Below are 16993 nucleotides of genomic sequence, written 5' to 3'. Positions count from 1 at the left end.
AGTGTTGGCATTGGAGGAGTCTTGGTGAAGAAGGATTTTGCAATCATAGGGCTAGGAAGGTTCGGGGGGAGCATTTGCAAACGGCTTACCGAATTGGGAATGGAGGTCCTGGCAATTGACAACAACGAGGATCGGGTTAATGAATATGCTTCTATTGCTTCGCATGCAGTCGTGGGCGACTCTACCGATGAAGCAGTTTTGAAAGGGCTGGGGATTAGGAACTTCGACCATGTTATTGTGGCAATCGGGGACAATATCCAGGCGAGTATCCTCACTACATTGATTCTAAAAGAGCTTGGCGTTCGCCACATCACAGCAAAGGCATTAAGCGATTATCATGAAAAAGTATTATTGAAAATTGGTGCAGATGTTGTTGCTCATCCGGAAAGGGATATGGGGATCCGGGTTGCGAATACCATTTCTACAAATAATGTCCTCGATTATATTGAACTATCCGACCAGCATAGTATTGTCGAAATAGTAGCAAATGAGAAACTTGGTGGCAACACAATTATTGGACTTAATATTCGTGCAAGATACGGACTAAACATTGTCGCGATAAAACGAGGAACGGACATTATTGTTTCCCCTCAAGCGAGTGAACGGATTTGGCTGGGGGATATTCTGATTGTAATTGGTTCTGATTCTGATATTGAACGGTTCCGCCATAAGGAAATGGAATAAAGTGAAACTTCAATGAGTGGGGGGGTTCTCCATTCCCAACTGATTGTTAGTCCCGTTCTAGTGCCGCTAATTCACCAAAACGCGAGGCGATTAAGCGGCACTACGAACCTGATTGGTTCAACTAAGCCGCTGAAGAACATAGCGGCAAGTTTCACTGTATCTTACTAATCGGGCTTTTACGGGCAGTTAATCCCCCACCTAATTTCCTCATTTGGCCATGGAATCTTGAGGTGGGGGGTACTGTCCGTTAATGCGGGATAAATACAAAAGGAGAAGCCGGCTTAGCAGGCTTCTCCTTTTTTCTTATATTTCCATTATGATTGGTAAGATCATTGGGCGGCGTTTAGTCTTTTCATAGAGGAAAGGCCCGAGTGTGTCAGTAATTTCATTTTTTATTTCAGACCATTGGGTTGTTTTGCGTTCCATAATCTTATTCAAATGTTTTGCTATCAGGCTTTGGGCATCATTGATGAGATCGCCTGATTCCCTCATGTAGACAAAGCCCCTCGAAATCAAGTCAGGGCCGGCGGCAATCTTAAATTCCTTCATATTGATGCTGACCACCACGACGACAAGGCCTTCTTCTGATAAAATTCTTCTATCACGCAGGACGATGTTGCCGATATCGCCGATGCCGCTTCCATCAATGTAGACAGAACCGGACGGGATTTTTCCTGCTACTTGCGCAGAATCCTCGGATAGAGCCAGAACTTCACCATTATCCATAAGAAAACAATTTTCTTCTGAAACGCCACAATCAACAGCAAGCTTAGCATGTGTCAACTGCATCCTGTATTCACCATGGATTGGCATAAAGAACTTAGGTTTCATCAGGCGGAGCATCAATTTTTGCTCTTCCTGGCCTCCGTGGCCCGAGGTGTGAATGTTGCTCAGTTTTCCGTGAATAACATCTGCTCCGGCACGGAACAACATGTTTATTGTCCGGCTTACGCTTATCGTATTGCCTGGGATTGGTGAAGATGAGAAAACGACCGTATCTCCAGGAATGATCTGTATTTGTCGATGCGTCCCATTGGCAATCCTTGAAAGGGCAGCCATTGGTTCTCCCTGACTGCCGGTACAAAGAATCGTTACCTTATTTGCAGGAAGCCTGTTAATTGTTTGGGCATCAATAAATGTATCCTTGGGAGCGCGAATATAACCAAGCTCCTGGCCGATATTTATTGCTGCTTCCATACTGCGGCCAAACACGGCTACTTTACGGCCGTTCGCGACTGCAGCTTCGGTAACCTGCTGCAGCCTATGGATATTAGATGCGAAAGTGGCGAAAATAATCCTTCCATCGACTTTTCTAAAGATATCATCGATATTCTCCCCAACCCGCCGTTCCGACATGGTAAACTCAGGGATCTCACTGTTAGTACTGTCAGAAAGCAGGCACAGTACACCTTCCTTGCCTATTTCGGCCATTTTTGTCAGGTTCGCTGGTTCACCAACCGGTGTGAAGTCAAACTTGAAGTCACCAGTATGGACAACTTGTCCATTTGGAGTTTTAACAACTATTCCGTAAGCATCAGGAATACTGTGGGTTGTCCGGAAAAACGTGACCGATGTCTTTCGGAATTTAATGATGTCATCTTCTTTAATCTCAATTAGTTTTGCAGTCCTTAGAAGTCCATGTTCCTCAAGTTTGTTCCGTATCAATCCCAGTGCAAGCTTTCCGCCATAAATCGGAATATTGACTTCCTTAAGTAGATAAGGAATACCGCCAATATGGTCCTCATGGCCATGGGTGATGAACAAGCCCTTGATTTTTTCTTCATTCTTCACAAGATAGGAATAGTCGGGGATGACATAATCAATTCCAAGAAGTTCATCTTCCGGGAACTTTATACCGGCATCAATCACAATAATTTCATCCTGAAATTGGACGGCATACGTGTTCTTCCCGATCTCTCCAAGACCGCCAAGTGCAAAAACTGCGGTTTGGTCATTCTTTACAAATTTCATAAATTATCAAATCTCCAATACATTAAAGTCTTCATTTTGTTTTTCGTAATCCAGAAATGCACCACTAACTGCCTGCACAAATTCGATATTATATCCCCGGTCGGAAATTTTCTTTCTTACATCCCTTTCAGAATCACCCTCGATGTAGAGTGTTTTTGTTTTTTCCCTAACCGGAACCTCATTAATGCTCTCCTGGTAGTAAATCTTGAATAACATGATAAATCGCTCCTGTCTCCAAAATAACTTGTCTATTTTAGCTTGTAAGAATGCATATTTTTATTAGTTTAACGCTTTCTTAGTTCGCATATGTGCAACAACGTCCCTGTCAAAGCCACAAGGCTTACTAGCGAAAATTTATTGGTTCACTGTTTTATTTCCACCTGGGCAGGAATTTAACCGGATTATAAAGGAACACTTGCTAAATTTTCACTGCTGCTTTTCAATTTACAATAAGGAAGGAGCCCTCCGCAAGTTTGAAGGGCTCAAAACATTTAGGCAATGGATTTTTTTCTAAGCAAATCTTTCCACTGTTTTAAAAGCTTCTTTCTGAGCTTCTTTAACATAGTGGATCATCTCCTTACCTTATATTTTAAACTATCCTTGTCCAAAGTAAAGCAGTGGAGGGTGTTTATCGCCAAATTTTTGCTGATTTTGGGGATTCTATCCGTTTTGTTACTATTAGTATATGATGAACTGGCTGTTATTTTCATGGTTAATCATGGAATTGGCAGTTGTTAACAAAATGACAAATTTAAAAGGAGTCCTTCAGTTGATTTCCGTTCCACAAAGGGATGCTTCTTAGAATTTCCATCGCAGGGACAGGCGTTCTTTGCCTGTCACGAGGCACTTCCTTTTCCGTGGGGCGGGCGGTGAGCCTATCTAGCTCCGGCTCCTAGCTCCTCGAGGTCGCTTCGGTTTTTCAACTGAAGTCGAAGAACGACTTCTGCTTCAGGCCTCCCACAAGAGTAAGCTTCGGAAGCATAAGCATCGCACGAAGAAAAAGCTTTAGCTTTTTCGAGGAGCGCTTGTCGGAGCTGGGCGGTCGCCTCCGCATTTATTACTCCTCGGCGTAAACGCCTGTGGGGTCTCACCTGTCCCGCTGCTCCCACAGGACGTTGAATAAACTTCCCTGAAAAAGCATCGCAGGAGAAAATGCGTTTTTTGCATTTTCGAACGAGCTACGTGCCTTCCACTCCAATCAATAGAAAAGAGAGAAAAACTTGGCCGATAAATTCGTTTTACATATGCTTAACTTCTTTACAACAAAAAACTGCCAGTTATTGTTTCCGGCAGTTTTCCATACGTTACCTTTCAATTGGAATGGCATTCTCTATCGGTTGGTGTGGATTATTCTTATCGATGTGATCGTAGAACATAATGCCATTCAAATGGTCGATTTCATGCTGGAAAACAACCGCAACCAACCCTTTAAGGCGTAATTTCACTTCATTTCCTTCACTATCAAAAGCCTTTACAGTAATTCGTGCATGGCGTGGCACATAGCCAGGATGTGGTTCGTCCACGGAAAGGCAGCCTTCTCCAGAAGCGAGGTAAGTTTTTTCTACGGAATGGCTTATAATTTTCGGATTGAAAAGGCTGTAACTATGGAGATTCCCCTTTTCATCATGAAGATGAACAGCTATCATCCGTTTTAGAACATTAATTTGCGGTGCCGCCAGCCCGATCCCTGGCCTTAGTCCATATGTTTCAGCAATTTCCGGTTTCTGGCTATTTACGACATATTCATGCATGCTTGCAAGTATCTGTTTTTCTTCTTCAGTCGGCGGAATTTCCACCTCCTCGGCCGGAGTCCTTAAGGAAGGATGCCCGTCCCGGATGATATCGCCCATCGTCAACATAATTATTCACTCCTGTAAACCAAATGCATTAAGTATCATTCGGGAAACCCGAATTTTTTTATATTATAAAGTCTAACAAAAATTAAATAAAAAGTTAAATAAATGAATGTGAAAAGAGAAGGCAGCGGCCTTCTCTTTATTGATTACAGCCAGGCGCAGCCTACGATGATCAGCAGGATGAACAGGACTACAATTAATGCAAACCCTCTTCCATAACCCACACCGCCAACAGCAGCTGGGTAGCCATATCCACAATGTCCATAATACCCGTACATTCAAGACCCTCCTCATTGGTTTTTCCCACCCATGGATATTTGCCCCGGGGGATTATTACAGCCTATGCATCAAGAGCTTTGCAAGTATAGGCCTTTGCCCAGTCATACTTGGTTTATGGAATGAATATGTTAAGGATGGGACAAGCCCGAAGTATTGGCGGCTTCTTTGAGTAACTATGAAGAGGTATAATATAAAGACCGCCATGGCTCTTTTGGCCAAAGCTGTCCTTTTGAATGGGCCTATTGCGGGAATGTTGTCAAAAACAGCAAGTACCGATATAGTAGAAGTGTTATGATAGGAGGGTTACGTATGCCATTATCCTTAATAAAATTTTTCCGGAATGTATTTTGCCTTGCGGTTCCTTTCATTTTACTGACAGGTTGCCTTGGCCAAGAACCCACGGCTGAACAACTTTATGATGTAATGGAGAAAGCTGTTGCCGCTGAAAAACAATTCGAAGAGCAACAGGCGCCATTGGTTCAGTTGGAAAAGAAGGAAAAGGAGCTATTTGATAAAATAGTCGCACTTGGACAAAAGGATTTTGAACAGGTGGAGAAATTGTCAAATGAAGCCTTGGAACTAGTAGATCAGAGAAAAGAACATATTGCCCTGGAGAAGGAGAGTCTTGAGGAATCAAAAAAACAGTTTGACGCTGCGAAAGTGCTGCTAGATAAAATCGGCGATCAAAAGCTTAAAGAAAAAGCAGGGCTGCTTGTAAGTACGATGGCTGATAGGTATAAGGCCCACGAAACACTCTATAAGGAGTATATGACTGCGATTGAAAATGATCAAAAGCTGTATACAATGCTTAAAACAAAGGATATCACCCTTAGCGATCTCGAAGGGCAGATTACCTCGGTAAATGGGTCTTATACAAAAGTACTTGAAGCAAACCAGCTATTCAACGAACTAACTGAAAAATATAATGAAGAAAAACTTTCCTTCTTTAAACTAGCCGGGCTGGATGAAAGCAATCCATCCTAGAAAGTAGAGAAGCCAGGGATTCCTGGCTTTTTCTTTTTTGAAATAATTTTTTATATGAAAATAATGAAACAGGCTTACTATTATCATTGATACAGTTTGGTTAAGAGTGTAAAAAATAAGTAATATAAATATAGTGATAAATTTGTGAAGCAATATGATTGACGGGTTAATCAGATATGTTGTACACTCAGTTTGCAGGTGAGAGTTGTATTAATTTGATGGGGTTGTTTTACTAGTACAGAATCAGGGCCTTGCAAATGTCCCAATTGGGTGTTTTTTAGGTGCCTGAATGTGGAAAACTACATAAAGATGTGCGCAAAAGACTATAGGCTCAAGGATAACCGCATAGAGGTATGAATATTTAATCAAATTCCTTCGCCTGAATGTCTTTAATGCAATTTTATGGGTAACATAAGCAAGTATTATTATCCCATTAAATAAGGAAAGCTCAAAAGAGAAAAACTATTAAAGAATCGATATTTCAAGCTTAGAAAGGAAAGGTGACCAACATGGCTTCTAAGACAAAGAATGCCCAATTCGATGCCAAAAAAACGCTCGATACTGTTGAACAGCAATTCGAAACTCTCCAAATCCTTAACGAAGAAGGGGAAATTGTAAACGAAGCTGCAATGCCAAGCCTGAGCGATGAGCAACTTCAGGAGTTAATGCGCCGCATGGTGTACACACGTATCCTTGATCAGCGCTCCATTTCCCTAAACCGCCAGGGGCGCCTAGGATTCTATGCGCCAACAGCAGGGCAGGAAGCTTCCCAGCTTGCTTCCCAATATGCACTTGAAAAAGAAGACTTTATCCTTCCAGGATACCGTGATGTTCCACAGATCATATGGCATGGTTTACCGCTTTATCAAGCATTCTTATGGTCCAGGGGCCATTTTGAAGGCATGAATGTACCTGAAGGTGTGAACGTACTTCATCCGCAAATCATTATCGGTGCGCAGTATGTTCAAACTGCAGGTGTTGCTCTTGGTATGCAGAAGCGCGGCCAAAAGTCCGTTGCCATTACGTATACAGGAGACGGCGGTACTTCCCAAGGTGATTTCTATGAAGGCATCAACTTCGCTGGTGCATTTAAGTCTCCAGCAATCTTCGTGATCCAAAACAACCAATTTGCTATTTCCACGCCACGCGAGAAGCAAACAGCAGCTAAAACACTTGCTCAAAAGGCAGTGGCAGCTGGGATTCCGGGCGTTGTTGTAGACGGTATGGATCCGTTGGCTGTTTACAAGGCAACACGTGACGCACGTGAGCGCGCGGTAAATGGTGAAGGGCCAACTTTGATTGAAACAATTACTTATCGTTATGGTCCACATACAATGGCTGGTGACGATCCAACAAGGTATCGTACAAAAGACCTTGATAATGAATGGGAAAAGAAAGACCCGCTTGTCCGCTTCCGCAAGTTCTTGGAGAACAAAGGCCTTTGGAGCGAAGAGCAGGAAACAGAAGTAATCGAGCAGGCGAAAGAGGATATCAAAGAAGCGATCAAGAAAGCTGACGCGGCACCTAAGCAAAAGGTTACAGACTTGATGTCCATTATGTTTGACGATATGCCAGATTATTTAAAAGAACAATATGAAGTTTACAAAGCAAAGGAGTCGAAGTAAGCCATGGCGCAAATGACAATGATTCAAGCTATTACTGACGCATTGCGCACAGAATTGCGTAATGATCCGAATGTATTGATATTCGGTGAGGATGTGGGCGTAAATGGCGGTGTATTCCGTGCAACGGAAGGCCTTCAGGCAGAATTCGGCGAAGACCGCGTTTTTGACACTCCGCTAGCGGAATCAGGTATTGGCGGCCTGGCTATCGGACTCGCTTTACAAGGATACCGTCCAGTTCCGGAAATCCAATTCTTTGGATTTGTGTTTGAAGTAATGGATTCCATTGCCGGGCAAATGGCGCGCATGCGCTACCGCTCAGGCGGCCGTTACACTTCACCTGTAACGATCCGTTCACCATTCGGCGGCGGGGTACATACTCCTGATATGCACGCTGACAGCCTTGAAGGGTTGATGGCTCAAACACCTGGTGTTAAAGTTGTCATTCCTTCCACTCCGTATGATGCAAAAGGTCTGTTGATTTCATCAATCCGTGATAATGACACTGTCATTTTCCTGGAACACATGAAGTTATACCGTTCTTTCCGCCAGGAAGTTCCTGAAGAGGAGTATACAATTCCACTCGGAAAAGCAGACGTAAAGCGTGAAGGAAATGACGTAACAATCGTTACCTACGGTGCAATGGTCCATGAATCATTAAAGGCAGCGGAAGAGCTTGAAAAAGAAGGGCATTCTGCAGAAGTTATCGACCTTCGCACTGTTTGGCCAATCGACATTGAGACAATCATTGCTTCGGTTGAAAAAACTGGCCGTGTGATTGTTGTACAGGAAGCTCAAAAACAGGCAGGGGTAGCAGCTCAAATCGTAGCGGAAATCAACGATCGTGCAATTCTAAGCCTTGAGGCACCAGTATTGCGTGTTGCAGCACCAGATACAGTATTCCCGTTCCCGCAAGCAGAAGCAGTTTGGCTTCCTAACTATAAAGATGTTATCGAAACAGCCAAAAAAGTTCTTTCGTTCTAATAGAGTAAATTAATCAAACGTGTTATTGCTAAGTACCCTCCTGCCCTTGAAACCTGTTGAGGTCTCAAGGGCTGACAGGGGCTTATGCGAAATTTTAGGAGGGTGAATTCATGTCATTCCAATTCAAAATGCCTGACATTGGTGAAGGCATTCATGAAGGAGAAATCGTCAAATGGTTTGTAAAGCCAGGCGATAAAGTACAGGAAGACGATGTTCTTTGCGAAGTGCAAAACGATAAAGCTGTAGTAGAAATTCCTTCCCCTGTAGAAGGGACCGTAACTGATGTATTGGTCGGTGAAGGAACTGTAGCGACAGTTGGACAAGTACTTATTACATTTGATGCACCTGGATATGAAAACATGTCATTCAAAGGTGATGACTCTGCTGATGAAACTCCTGCCCAGGAGAAAACAGAAGCACAGGTCCAATCCACACTGGAAGAGGGCCAGGATATTAAGAAAGAAGAAACCCAAGCTCCTGAAGCTGCAGGTGCGACAGGTGCTGCTGCAGCATCGGCTCCACAGGTTGAGGTTGATCCGAACCGCAGGGTTATCGCGATGCCATCAGTAAGAAAATACGCCCGTGAAAAAGGTGTTGATATCCGCATGGTAGCTGGCACTGGCAATAACGGCCGGGTACTAAAAGGCGATATCGATGCATTCGCTGCTGGCGGCCAGGCTCCACAAGCGGCACCTGCTGCACAAGCTGCTGAAGCGAAAGAAGAACAAAAGGCAGCTGCACAAGCTCCGGTTGTTCTGGAAGGCCAATACCCAGAAACAAGGGAAAAGATGAGCGGCATCAGGAAAGCAATTGCAAAAGCAATGGTTAATTCCAAGCAAACTGCCCCTCACGTAACTCTAATGGACGAAGTGGATGTAACCAAGCTTGTTGCACACCGCAAAAAGTTCAAGGAAGTTGCTGCCGAGAAGGGTATAAAGCTTACATTCCTTCCATACGTTGTAAAAGCATTGACAAGTGCATTGCGTGAATTCCCTGCACTCAACACATCCATTGATGATGCTGCAGGTGAAATTATTCAAAAGCATTACTACAACATTGGTATCGCGGCTGACACTGAAAAAGGCCTGCTAGTACCAGTTGTTAAAGATGCAGACCGCAAGTCTGTATTCAACATTTCCAATGAAATTAACGAACTTGCTGGCAAAGCAAGAAGCGGCAAGCTTGCTCCTGATGAAATGAAGGGCGGTTCTTGCACAATTACAAACATCGGTTCTGCAGGTGGCCAATGGTTTACTCCAGTCATCAACCATCCTGAGGTAGCAATCCTTGGTATTGGACGGATCGCTGAGAAAGCCGTTGTAAAAGACGGAGAAATTGTTGCAGCTCCAGTGCTGGCACTTTCCCTAAGCTTTGACCACCGGATCATTGATGGCGCAACTGCACAGAATGCGTTGAACCACATCAAGCGTTTGCTGAATGATCCAGAACTCTTGTTAATGGAGGCGTAAAAAGCATGGTAGTAGGAGATTTTCCGATTGAAACAGATACGATAGTAATTGGCGCGGGCCCTGGCGGATATGTTGCCGCCATCCGTGCCGCTCAGCTTGGACAAAAGGTAACAGTTGTTGAAAAGGCAACTGTTGGCGGAGTTTGCCTGAATGTTGGATGTATTCCATCGAAGGCATTGATTTCAGCAGGCCATCGTTTTGAGAATGCGAAGCATTCTGAAAGCATGGGCGTTATTGCAGAAAATGTTACTCTTGATTTTTCTAAGGTACAAGCGTTTAAAGAAAGTGTTGTAAAAAAATTGACTGGCGGTGTAGCTGGTCTCCTAAAAGGAAATAAAGTAGATGTCGTTTACGGCGAAGCTTATTTCGTTGACGCTAATACACTTAAGGTGATGGATGAAAAATCATCCCAAACATATACGTTTAAAAATGCAATTGTTGCAACTGGTTCCCGTCCAATTGAAATCCCTGCTTTTAAATATTCGAAGCGTGTTTTGGATTCAACAGGTGCACTAAACCTGCAGGAACTTCCTAAGAGCATTGTCGTAATCGGCGGCGGCTATATCGGAACTGAGCTTGGCGGCGCTTACGCAGCCTTTGGAACAAAAGTCACAATTCTTGAAGGCGCAGATGAAATCCTCAATGGATTCGAAAAGCAAATGTCAGCTTTGGTTAAAAAGAACCTTAAGAAGAAGGGTGCCGAAGTTGTTACGAAAGCACTTGCTAAAGGTGTGGAAGAAAGAGAAGACGGCGTAACGGTTACGTATGAAGTTAAAGGTGAAGAAAAGAATATCGACGCAGATTACGTATTCGTCATGGTTGGACGCCGTCCTAATACCGACGAGCTTGGCCTTGAACAAGCTGGCGTTGAAATGACTGATCGTGGAGTTATCAAGATTGATAAGCAATGCCGCACTAACGTAAGCAATATTTACGCGATTGGCGATGTCGTTGCAGGGCCTCCGCTTGCACATAAAGCTTCTTATGAAGCAAAAATTGCAGCTGAAGCTATTGCGGGTCATGCATCTGAAATTGACTATCTTGCAATTCCAGCGGTTGTGTTCTCTGATCCAGAATTGGCATCGGTTGGATACACTGAGGAGCAAGCTAAAGAAGAGGGAATCGAAGTTATTGCTGCCAAATTCCCATTTGCGGCTAACGGACGTGCACTTTCTCTTAACGAGTCAGACGGCTTCATGAAGCTGATCACTCGCAAGGAAGATGGTCTGCTCATCGGTGGTCAAATTGCAGGTTCAGGCGCATCTGATATGATTTCAGAGATCGGCCTTGCAATTGAATCTGGCATGACAGCTGAAGATGTTGCTATGACCATCCATGCCCATCCTACCCTCGGTGAAATTACAATGGAAACCGCTGAAGTAGCACTGGGTAACCCAATCCATATTATTAAGTAAATAGAGCATGCGGAAGTGCCGCGAATAGCCCCGACCAGCGCTGGAGGGCCTGAAGGGGAAGTCGTTCTTTGACTTCAACTGAAGGACCGAAGCGACCTCGAGGGGCTCGGCACTGCAGCTGGACAAATATAAAACCCTTCCTGCGAGCAGGAAGGGTTTTAATTTGCTTTTGAAATCGCCTGGGAAACGGGCATGAAAATCTGCTCTTTAGAAACGTCCCCGATAATCCGGACCATAACCTTCTCTTTATATATAACCAATAATGCCGGGCCTGATTGTATATCAAAATCATCGAAGAATTCTTTTTCAGACAAAACCATCAGGTTTTCCATTTCAGTTGGATATTCTTTCTTAAGCTCGATCAAGGCATCATAATAGGCTCCCTCATGCTCATAATCCGTTGCGTCCGAAAAGAAAATAACCTGTTTTATATTATGATCCAACGGTAGCGTATCCTGTTCCTCTTTGCTGCAGGATGCTGTAGCCACCAATACTAAAGCGAGAATATAAAGAGGAAAAGCTTTCATCGTTTTGCCTCCATTTTCTTTCCGGTATTTACCCCGAATCGGACAATTCTCCAATAACACGACTCTATTTTATCACAGTAGTATTTACATTCTTTTGTTGTCATCTAAATGTTACAGAAATGAAAAATAGATAGGACTGCCCTTGCATATAATTCAATTACGAAGCGCTTTTTGGCTATTTGAATTATTACGGGCGGGGCGGGTGATCCAATGAAGGTATATGTAGCATTGGTCCTGCAATTTATGGTATGGAGCGGATATACATTGACAGAGTGGCTTTCCAAGCATGACCATCCACTCTATAACTTTTTAATGTTCCTTATCTTTTTAAATCTCGGACTGACCATTTGCAATAAAATCGTCAGCTCATGGAGGAAAACCATCTTTGTTACAGTCTTCAGTCTAGGATTATACGCAGCATTTCATTTTACGATGTCTACGCTTCGATAGAAATCTGTATAAATGGCTAAAGGACAGGGAGGTGGGTGAAGGCTTAAACTGCAGACGAAGATAAGCTTCTGTGAATATGATGGTGTGCATGGGCCTAAGTGCGTTGCTACATGGATTGTCGCAGGGAGGAGACCTGAAGTTTGCGCTCGCGTAGGTGATGGTGTTAGAAAATAAAAAAGCACCCCCCTATAAAAGGGTGCTTGTCTATTTTCTCGGGTTGTAATACATGATTCTGCCATTAAATAAGTGGAGTTCTGCCTGAAGCTTCTTAGCTAGAAATTTACAAAACTCATTTGCTTTTCCTTTATCTCCTGCAGTTGCACCTTCCGGTAAGGTGACTTGTATGTATGGCTGAAGAATTGTAGTTCCGTCCTCAGCATCTATTGCTTCCTGCCCGACTCCAAGAATAATCGCATAATATAATCCGGGATCGATTGAGGAGAGGTAAAACCACTGCCCGCTTCCTTCTGACGTTTCTTTCATTTCATATGGAAAAGCAGTTTCTCCATATTCCCAATTAACCTGTTTTCCGGTTTTCGAAGTGATTTCCTTGTAGTAGCGGAAGTATTCCTTTAATTCATCTAATGTAATAGATTTTTTAACGGATGAAGGCACAAGTTTAATATAAGCGTTTTCAGCCATCACCATTCCCCCTTGTAGTCCGATTATCAATTCCATATCCATTGTAGCATTGTTTAAAATTTTTGAACAACGGAAAAAATCCGATTGGTTAGTACGTCTATTGACGACCGTGCACCTTATTTGCTTACTTACATGGTCGTCAAGAACCTATATTGACGACCGTGCAGTCCATTTCTATACCCGCATGGTCGTTAACCCCCTATTGACGACCGTGCACCTCATTTCCATACTTACATGGTCGTCAAGAACCTATATTGACGACCATGCCGTTAATTCTTTACTCACCTGGCCGTTAACCCTCTATTGACGACCTTGCACGCCATTTCCTTACTTACATGGTCGTTAACCGTCTATTGACGACCATGCAGTCCATTTCTATACCCGCAGGGTCGTTAACTCCCTATTGACAGCCTACATCTCAATTCCTAACTCACATGTCGTCAAGTACCTCTATATAACGGCCGTATATTCGAATTTTTACTCACTGGGCCGTTAAGTACTTGCGGTTTTATGAAATCTGAATTATAATAATATTCTAATAATAAAAAGGAGGTATGTTATGGATTTTTTCGAAAAGCTCTATGACGAGCATGAAAACGTTAAAGTCCGGTTTACCGGATTTGCCACAGAAAACGCCCGCTATGATTTCGGAATTGTTTATTCCTCACTGTTTTTCGGAAAACCTCTTGTTGTCTGCATGCAAACAGGCCAATCAGTCCTCCTTGATCCCAATGACTTGAATGATTTGAATTACCTCCAGCAAGTATTTCGCATTAATGGACAAGGACAGGCAGAAGACCTGGCCGAGTTTCTCACAGAAATACTGCCTGCTGTTCCGTTCCAGCCACAATATGAATAAATTAACACCCGACAGGCTTAAATGCCTGTCTTTTTAATCTGTCTTCAAAAATGAGCGTGAAAATCTTCAGACAATTAAAGTGTTCAGATTTAAATATGTGGGTAATAATAACCTTATTAAGTTAGTTAAGTGGATTATCGGGTAACAAAAAGTTAAAAGTGTCATACTTTTTATCTTGAAAATTCAATTAGGTTATACTATTATGGAATTAATCGATAAAAACGGCGTCATATCTAAATGCAAAGGAGTGGATCAAGATGGGAACAATTGTATGCCAGGATTGCAATTCAACGATTGATCATTTTGAAGACGAAAAAGTAACCGTACTTTATTCAAAGTGCTCCTGCAATAAATGCCATTCTCACGATGAGGAACTTTAAACTCCAATAGTGCTCATATAAAAACAGGATTCCAGCTGGAATCCTGTTTTTATATTTTAATTTATCCCGCATTTAGGGGCAGTAAGCCTTTTTCCGAGGCAACTGTCCCTAAATGCCCGATTGGTTCAACTAATCATCAGTGGAAAGTCACCACTGATGGATGTTTCACTTTATTTGATTGCTTTATATTCTTTAATAACACGGATCGATTTGATTTGGTCATCCTCAGGCCCTTGGACAGGAAGCCCGACTTCGAGGTTCTTTTTAATATAAAGAAGGTTTTCACTTGTAATGATTTCCCCAGGAATCATAATAGGAATGCCTGGAGGGTAGACCATAATGAATTCAGCTGTGATTCTTCCTTCTGATTCCTCAAATGGGACAACCTCTGTTTCAGCGTAAAATGCGTCCCTTGGAGTCAAGGCGAGCAATGGAATTTCAGGAAGGAATACCTCCAAAGGTTTCGGTTCCTCGGCACGGTCTCCAAATTCGCTGGCAAGCTCGCTAAGCGCATTGACAAGGATTTCAGCCTCATTTTGCGTATCCCCTGGTGTTACAATACAAAGAATGTTGTAAAGGTCCGATAACTCAACCTCGATATTATACTTTTCCCGAAGCCACTTTTCCACATCATAGCCTGTTATACCGAGGTTTTTTACATTGATAATTAGTTTAGTCGGGTCATAGTCAAAAGCGGCTTTGGAAGTAAGAATTTCAGATCCGACACAGTATAGCCTATCGATTTCGTTTATCTTGCTCCTCATCCATTGTGCCAGCTCAATCGTTTTTTGGATTAGCTCTCGGCCATCCATAGCCAGCCGCCTGCGCGCAGTATCCAGTGAAGCCAGCAGCAGGTAGGAGGTCGATGTGGTGGTCAGCATACTGAGAATGGATTGCACTCGTTTTGAGGAAACAAGGCCTTCTCTTACATTTAATATCGAACTTTGTGTCATTGAGCCGCCAAGCTTGTGAACACTCGTCGCAGCCATGTCTGCACCTGCTTGCATCGCTGAAAGCGGAAGCTCTTCGTGAAAATGGATGTGCACCCCATGAGCTTCGTCGACAAGGACCGGAACATTATAAGAATGGGCAATCTCAACAATCTTCCTCAGGTCGGCAGAAACACCAAAATAGGTTGGATTAATGACCAGCACACCCTTGGCATCCGGATGCTGGTCAAGTGCTCTCGCTACAGACTCGGTTGTAATCCCATGGGAAATTCCAAGATTTTCATCAATTTCGGGATGGATAAAGACTGGAATCGCACCTGAAAAAACAATTGCTGACATAACAGACTTATGGACGTTTCTTGGCACGATAATTTTATCGCCAGGCCCGCATACAGTCATGACCATCGTCATGATTGCCCCGCTAGTTCCCTGGACCGAGAAAAATGTATGGTCTGCTCCGAATGCCTCAGCAGCCAGGTCCTGTGCCTGTTTAATGATTCCTTTTGGGGCATGTAGGTCATCAAGCGGCCCAATATTAATCAAATCGATGCTGAGGGCATTATCGCCGATAAACTCTCTGAATTCAGGGTCTGTACCTGTGCCTTTTTTATGGCCGGGTATGTGGAATTGAATTGGGTTCTTTTTTGCGTGAGCAACTAGTCCGCTGAAAAGCGGCGTTTCGTTTTGGGACAAATTTCTCCACACCTCTTTGCTGAAAAATAGTATGATAGACGCATTATGCGCCTTTATTTACAATGAAAATTTAGTGGTTGTTTCTATAGGCATAAAACAAAAGAATTATAGCACTTATACTCCAGTTTGCAAAGAATGAAATATGCCATTAAAGAAATTCCGCCTTTATCATTCTAGTTTCCCTTACTAAGAGGAAAATTAACCTATAATAGAAGAGAAGCAATGATACATACCGTACAGGAGGAGAAATAATGGATTGGACCACAAGGGTAACAGAGTTATTATCGGTAACGTATCCAATCATTCAAGGCGGTCTTGCGCACCTTGCCTATTCTGACCTTGCCGCGGCGGTTTCGAATGCAGGCGGACTGGGACAAATCACCGCAATGTCGTTGCAGGGCCCTGAGGAACTGCGAAATGAAATTAACAAACTTAGAAAATTGACTGACAAACCTTTTGGCGTTAATTTTGCAATCGGCCAGCACGGAAGGCCTTACGAGGAGTATCTGGAAGTAGCGATTGAAGAAAAAGTGCCGGCCATTTCGGTTACCGGCGGAAATCCAGCACCGCTGCTTGAGCGCCTGAACGGGACAGGAATTAAAAAACTTGTTCTTGTAGCAGCAAAGAGACAGGCTCTAAAAGCGGAGCAGCTTGGTGCAGATGCGGTTATGGTTGTTGGCCAAGAGGGAGGGGGACACCTCGGCAAGGATGATATTGGATCGATGGTGTTAATTCCAAGTGTTGTTGATGCGGTTTCAATCCCGGTCATTGCCTCCGGAGGGATTGCCGATGGAAGAGGATTTATGGCTGCACTGGCCCTTGGGGCGGAAGGGATTGAAATGGGGACCCGCTTTATTGCTGTCAAAGAGTGCATCCATGCCAGCGATGCATATAAGAGGAAATTAATCGAGTCAAATGAAGCTGATACCACAATTATCAAAAAATCACTCGGAGCCCCGGGGAGGGCAATTCGAAACAACTGGACAAGCCAAATCCTTGAACTGGAAAAACAAGGGGCCGACTACGAAGTGCTGCGGGAATATATTAGCGGGACCGCAAACATGAGATTTATTCACGAAGGTAAGGAAGAAGAGGGCTTTGGCTGGGCTGGCCAGGGGGTTGGGCTCATTCATGATATCCCGACTACGGCTGAGCTGGTTGAACGAATCATGAACGAAGCAGCTTCAATTCGCGATAAGTGGGGAAAATAAGAGTATTAAGTTTATTA

At 43.5% G+C, this 16993-nt stretch carries 17 protein-coding genes; 10 read left to right on the top strand and 7 right to left on the bottom strand.

Annotated elements, in window-relative coordinates:
• Positions 1 to 21: 21 nt before the first annotated feature.
• Positions 22 to 684, top strand: coding sequence for a potassium channel family protein (locus A8F94_RS13305; RefSeq protein WP_066202408.1), 663 nt, complete (start codon positions 22 to 24; stop codon positions 682 to 684).
• Positions 685 to 987: 303 nt separating this feature from the next.
• Here the strand turns inward: A8F94_RS13305 and rnjA are convergent, their stop codons facing one another.
• From rnjA to A8F94_RS13285, 4 genes are all read right to left on the bottom strand, one after another.
• Positions 988 to 2655, bottom strand: a complete 1668-nt coding sequence (gene rnjA, locus A8F94_RS13300; RefSeq protein WP_066201168.1) for a ribonuclease J1 — start codon at positions 2653 to 2655, stop codon at positions 988 to 990.
• A gap of 6 nt (positions 2656 to 2661) precedes the next feature.
• Entirely contained in the window at positions 2662 to 2871 is a 210-nt protein-coding gene (locus tag A8F94_RS13295; RefSeq protein WP_066201162.1) for a DNA-dependent RNA polymerase subunit epsilon, read from the bottom strand.
• Between the two features lie 1088 nt (positions 2872 to 3959).
• Complete coding sequence (gene def, locus A8F94_RS13290) at positions 3960 to 4514, bottom strand: peptide deformylase (protein WP_066201157.1); 555 nt, start codon at positions 4512 to 4514, stop codon at positions 3960 to 3962.
• A gap of 143 nt (positions 4515 to 4657) precedes the next feature.
• Positions 4658 to 4789: a YjcZ family sporulation protein gene (locus A8F94_RS13285; protein WP_066201155.1), complete on the bottom strand. Its 132-nt coding sequence runs from the start codon at positions 4787 to 4789 to the stop codon at positions 4658 to 4660.
• Between the two features lie 310 nt (positions 4790 to 5099).
• Between A8F94_RS13285 and A8F94_RS13280 the strand changes: the two genes are divergently transcribed.
• From A8F94_RS13280 to lpdA, 5 genes are all read left to right on the top strand, one after another.
• Positions 5100 to 5774, top strand: coding sequence for a YkyA family protein (locus tag A8F94_RS13280; protein ID WP_066201153.1), 675 nt, complete (start codon positions 5100 to 5102; stop codon positions 5772 to 5774).
• 509 nt (positions 5775 to 6283) lie between these two features.
• Positions 6284 to 7399, top strand: a complete 1116-nt coding sequence (gene pdhA, locus A8F94_RS13275; RefSeq protein WP_066201150.1) for a pyruvate dehydrogenase (acetyl-transferring) E1 component subunit alpha — start codon at positions 6284 to 6286, stop codon at positions 7397 to 7399.
• A gap of 3 nt (positions 7400 to 7402) precedes the next feature.
• Entirely contained in the window at positions 7403 to 8380 is a 978-nt protein-coding gene (locus tag A8F94_RS13270; RefSeq protein ID WP_066201147.1) for an alpha-ketoacid dehydrogenase subunit beta, read from the top strand.
• Positions 8381 to 8490: 110 nt separating this feature from the next.
• Positions 8491 to 9849: a dihydrolipoamide acetyltransferase family protein gene (locus A8F94_RS13265; RefSeq protein WP_066201144.1), complete on the top strand. Its 1359-nt coding sequence runs from the start codon at positions 8491 to 8493 to the stop codon at positions 9847 to 9849.
• Positions 9850 to 9854: 5 nt separating this feature from the next.
• On the top strand, positions 9855 to 11264 hold the full coding sequence (gene lpdA, locus A8F94_RS13260; RefSeq protein ID WP_066201141.1) for a dihydrolipoyl dehydrogenase: 1410 nt from the start codon (positions 9855 to 9857) through the stop codon (positions 11262 to 11264).
• A gap of 158 nt (positions 11265 to 11422) precedes the next feature.
• Here lpdA and A8F94_RS13255 read toward each other — a convergent pair whose 3' ends face one another.
• On the bottom strand, positions 11423 to 11791 hold the full coding sequence (locus A8F94_RS13255; protein WP_077247702.1) for a hypothetical protein: 369 nt from the start codon (positions 11789 to 11791) through the stop codon (positions 11423 to 11425).
• A 210-nt stretch (positions 11792 to 12001) separates the two neighbouring features.
• Here A8F94_RS13255 and A8F94_RS25035 point away from each other — a divergent pair, with 210 nt between their 5' ends.
• The gene (locus A8F94_RS25035; protein WP_077247701.1) at positions 12002 to 12241 is read left to right on the top strand and encodes a hypothetical protein; all 240 of its coding nucleotides are present in this window, start codon (positions 12002 to 12004) and stop codon (positions 12239 to 12241) included.
• A gap of 204 nt (positions 12242 to 12445) precedes the next feature.
• Here the strand turns inward: A8F94_RS25035 and A8F94_RS13250 are convergent, their stop codons facing one another.
• On the bottom strand, positions 12446 to 12883 hold the full coding sequence (locus A8F94_RS13250; RefSeq protein ID WP_175384415.1) for a DUF1885 family protein: 438 nt from the start codon (positions 12881 to 12883) through the stop codon (positions 12446 to 12448).
• Positions 12884 to 13442: 559 nt separating this feature from the next.
• Here A8F94_RS13250 and A8F94_RS13245 point away from each other — a divergent pair.
• Positions 13443 to 13742, top strand: a complete 300-nt coding sequence (locus tag A8F94_RS13245) for a DUF3055 domain-containing protein (RefSeq protein ID WP_066201135.1) — start codon at positions 13443 to 13445, stop codon at positions 13740 to 13742.
• Between the two features lie 257 nt (positions 13743 to 13999).
• Positions 14000 to 14122 (top strand): GapA-binding peptide SR1P, encoded by a 123-nt coding sequence (locus A8F94_RS13240; RefSeq protein WP_066201133.1) that lies wholly within the window; start codon positions 14000 to 14002, stop codon positions 14120 to 14122.
• A 170-nt stretch (positions 14123 to 14292) separates the two neighbouring features.
• On the opposite strand, the gene A8F94_RS13235 is transcribed toward A8F94_RS13240, so the two are convergent.
• Entirely contained in the window at positions 14293 to 15765 is a 1473-nt protein-coding gene (locus tag A8F94_RS13235) for an aminotransferase class I/II-fold pyridoxal phosphate-dependent enzyme (protein WP_066201129.1), read from the bottom strand.
• A gap of 251 nt (positions 15766 to 16016) precedes the next feature.
• On the opposite strand from A8F94_RS13235, the gene A8F94_RS13230 reads away from it, so the two are divergent.
• The gene (locus A8F94_RS13230; protein WP_066201126.1) at positions 16017 to 16976 is read left to right on the top strand and encodes an NAD(P)H-dependent flavin oxidoreductase; all 960 of its coding nucleotides are present in this window, start codon (positions 16017 to 16019) and stop codon (positions 16974 to 16976) included.
• Positions 16977 to 16993 lie beyond the last annotated feature (17 nt).

The organism is Bacillus sp. FJAT-27225, assembly GCF_001685025.1.
GTDB lineage: Bacteria > Bacillota > Bacilli > Bacillales > Cytobacillaceae > Bacillus_D.
This window is presented reverse-complemented; position numbering and strand designations above follow the sequence as displayed.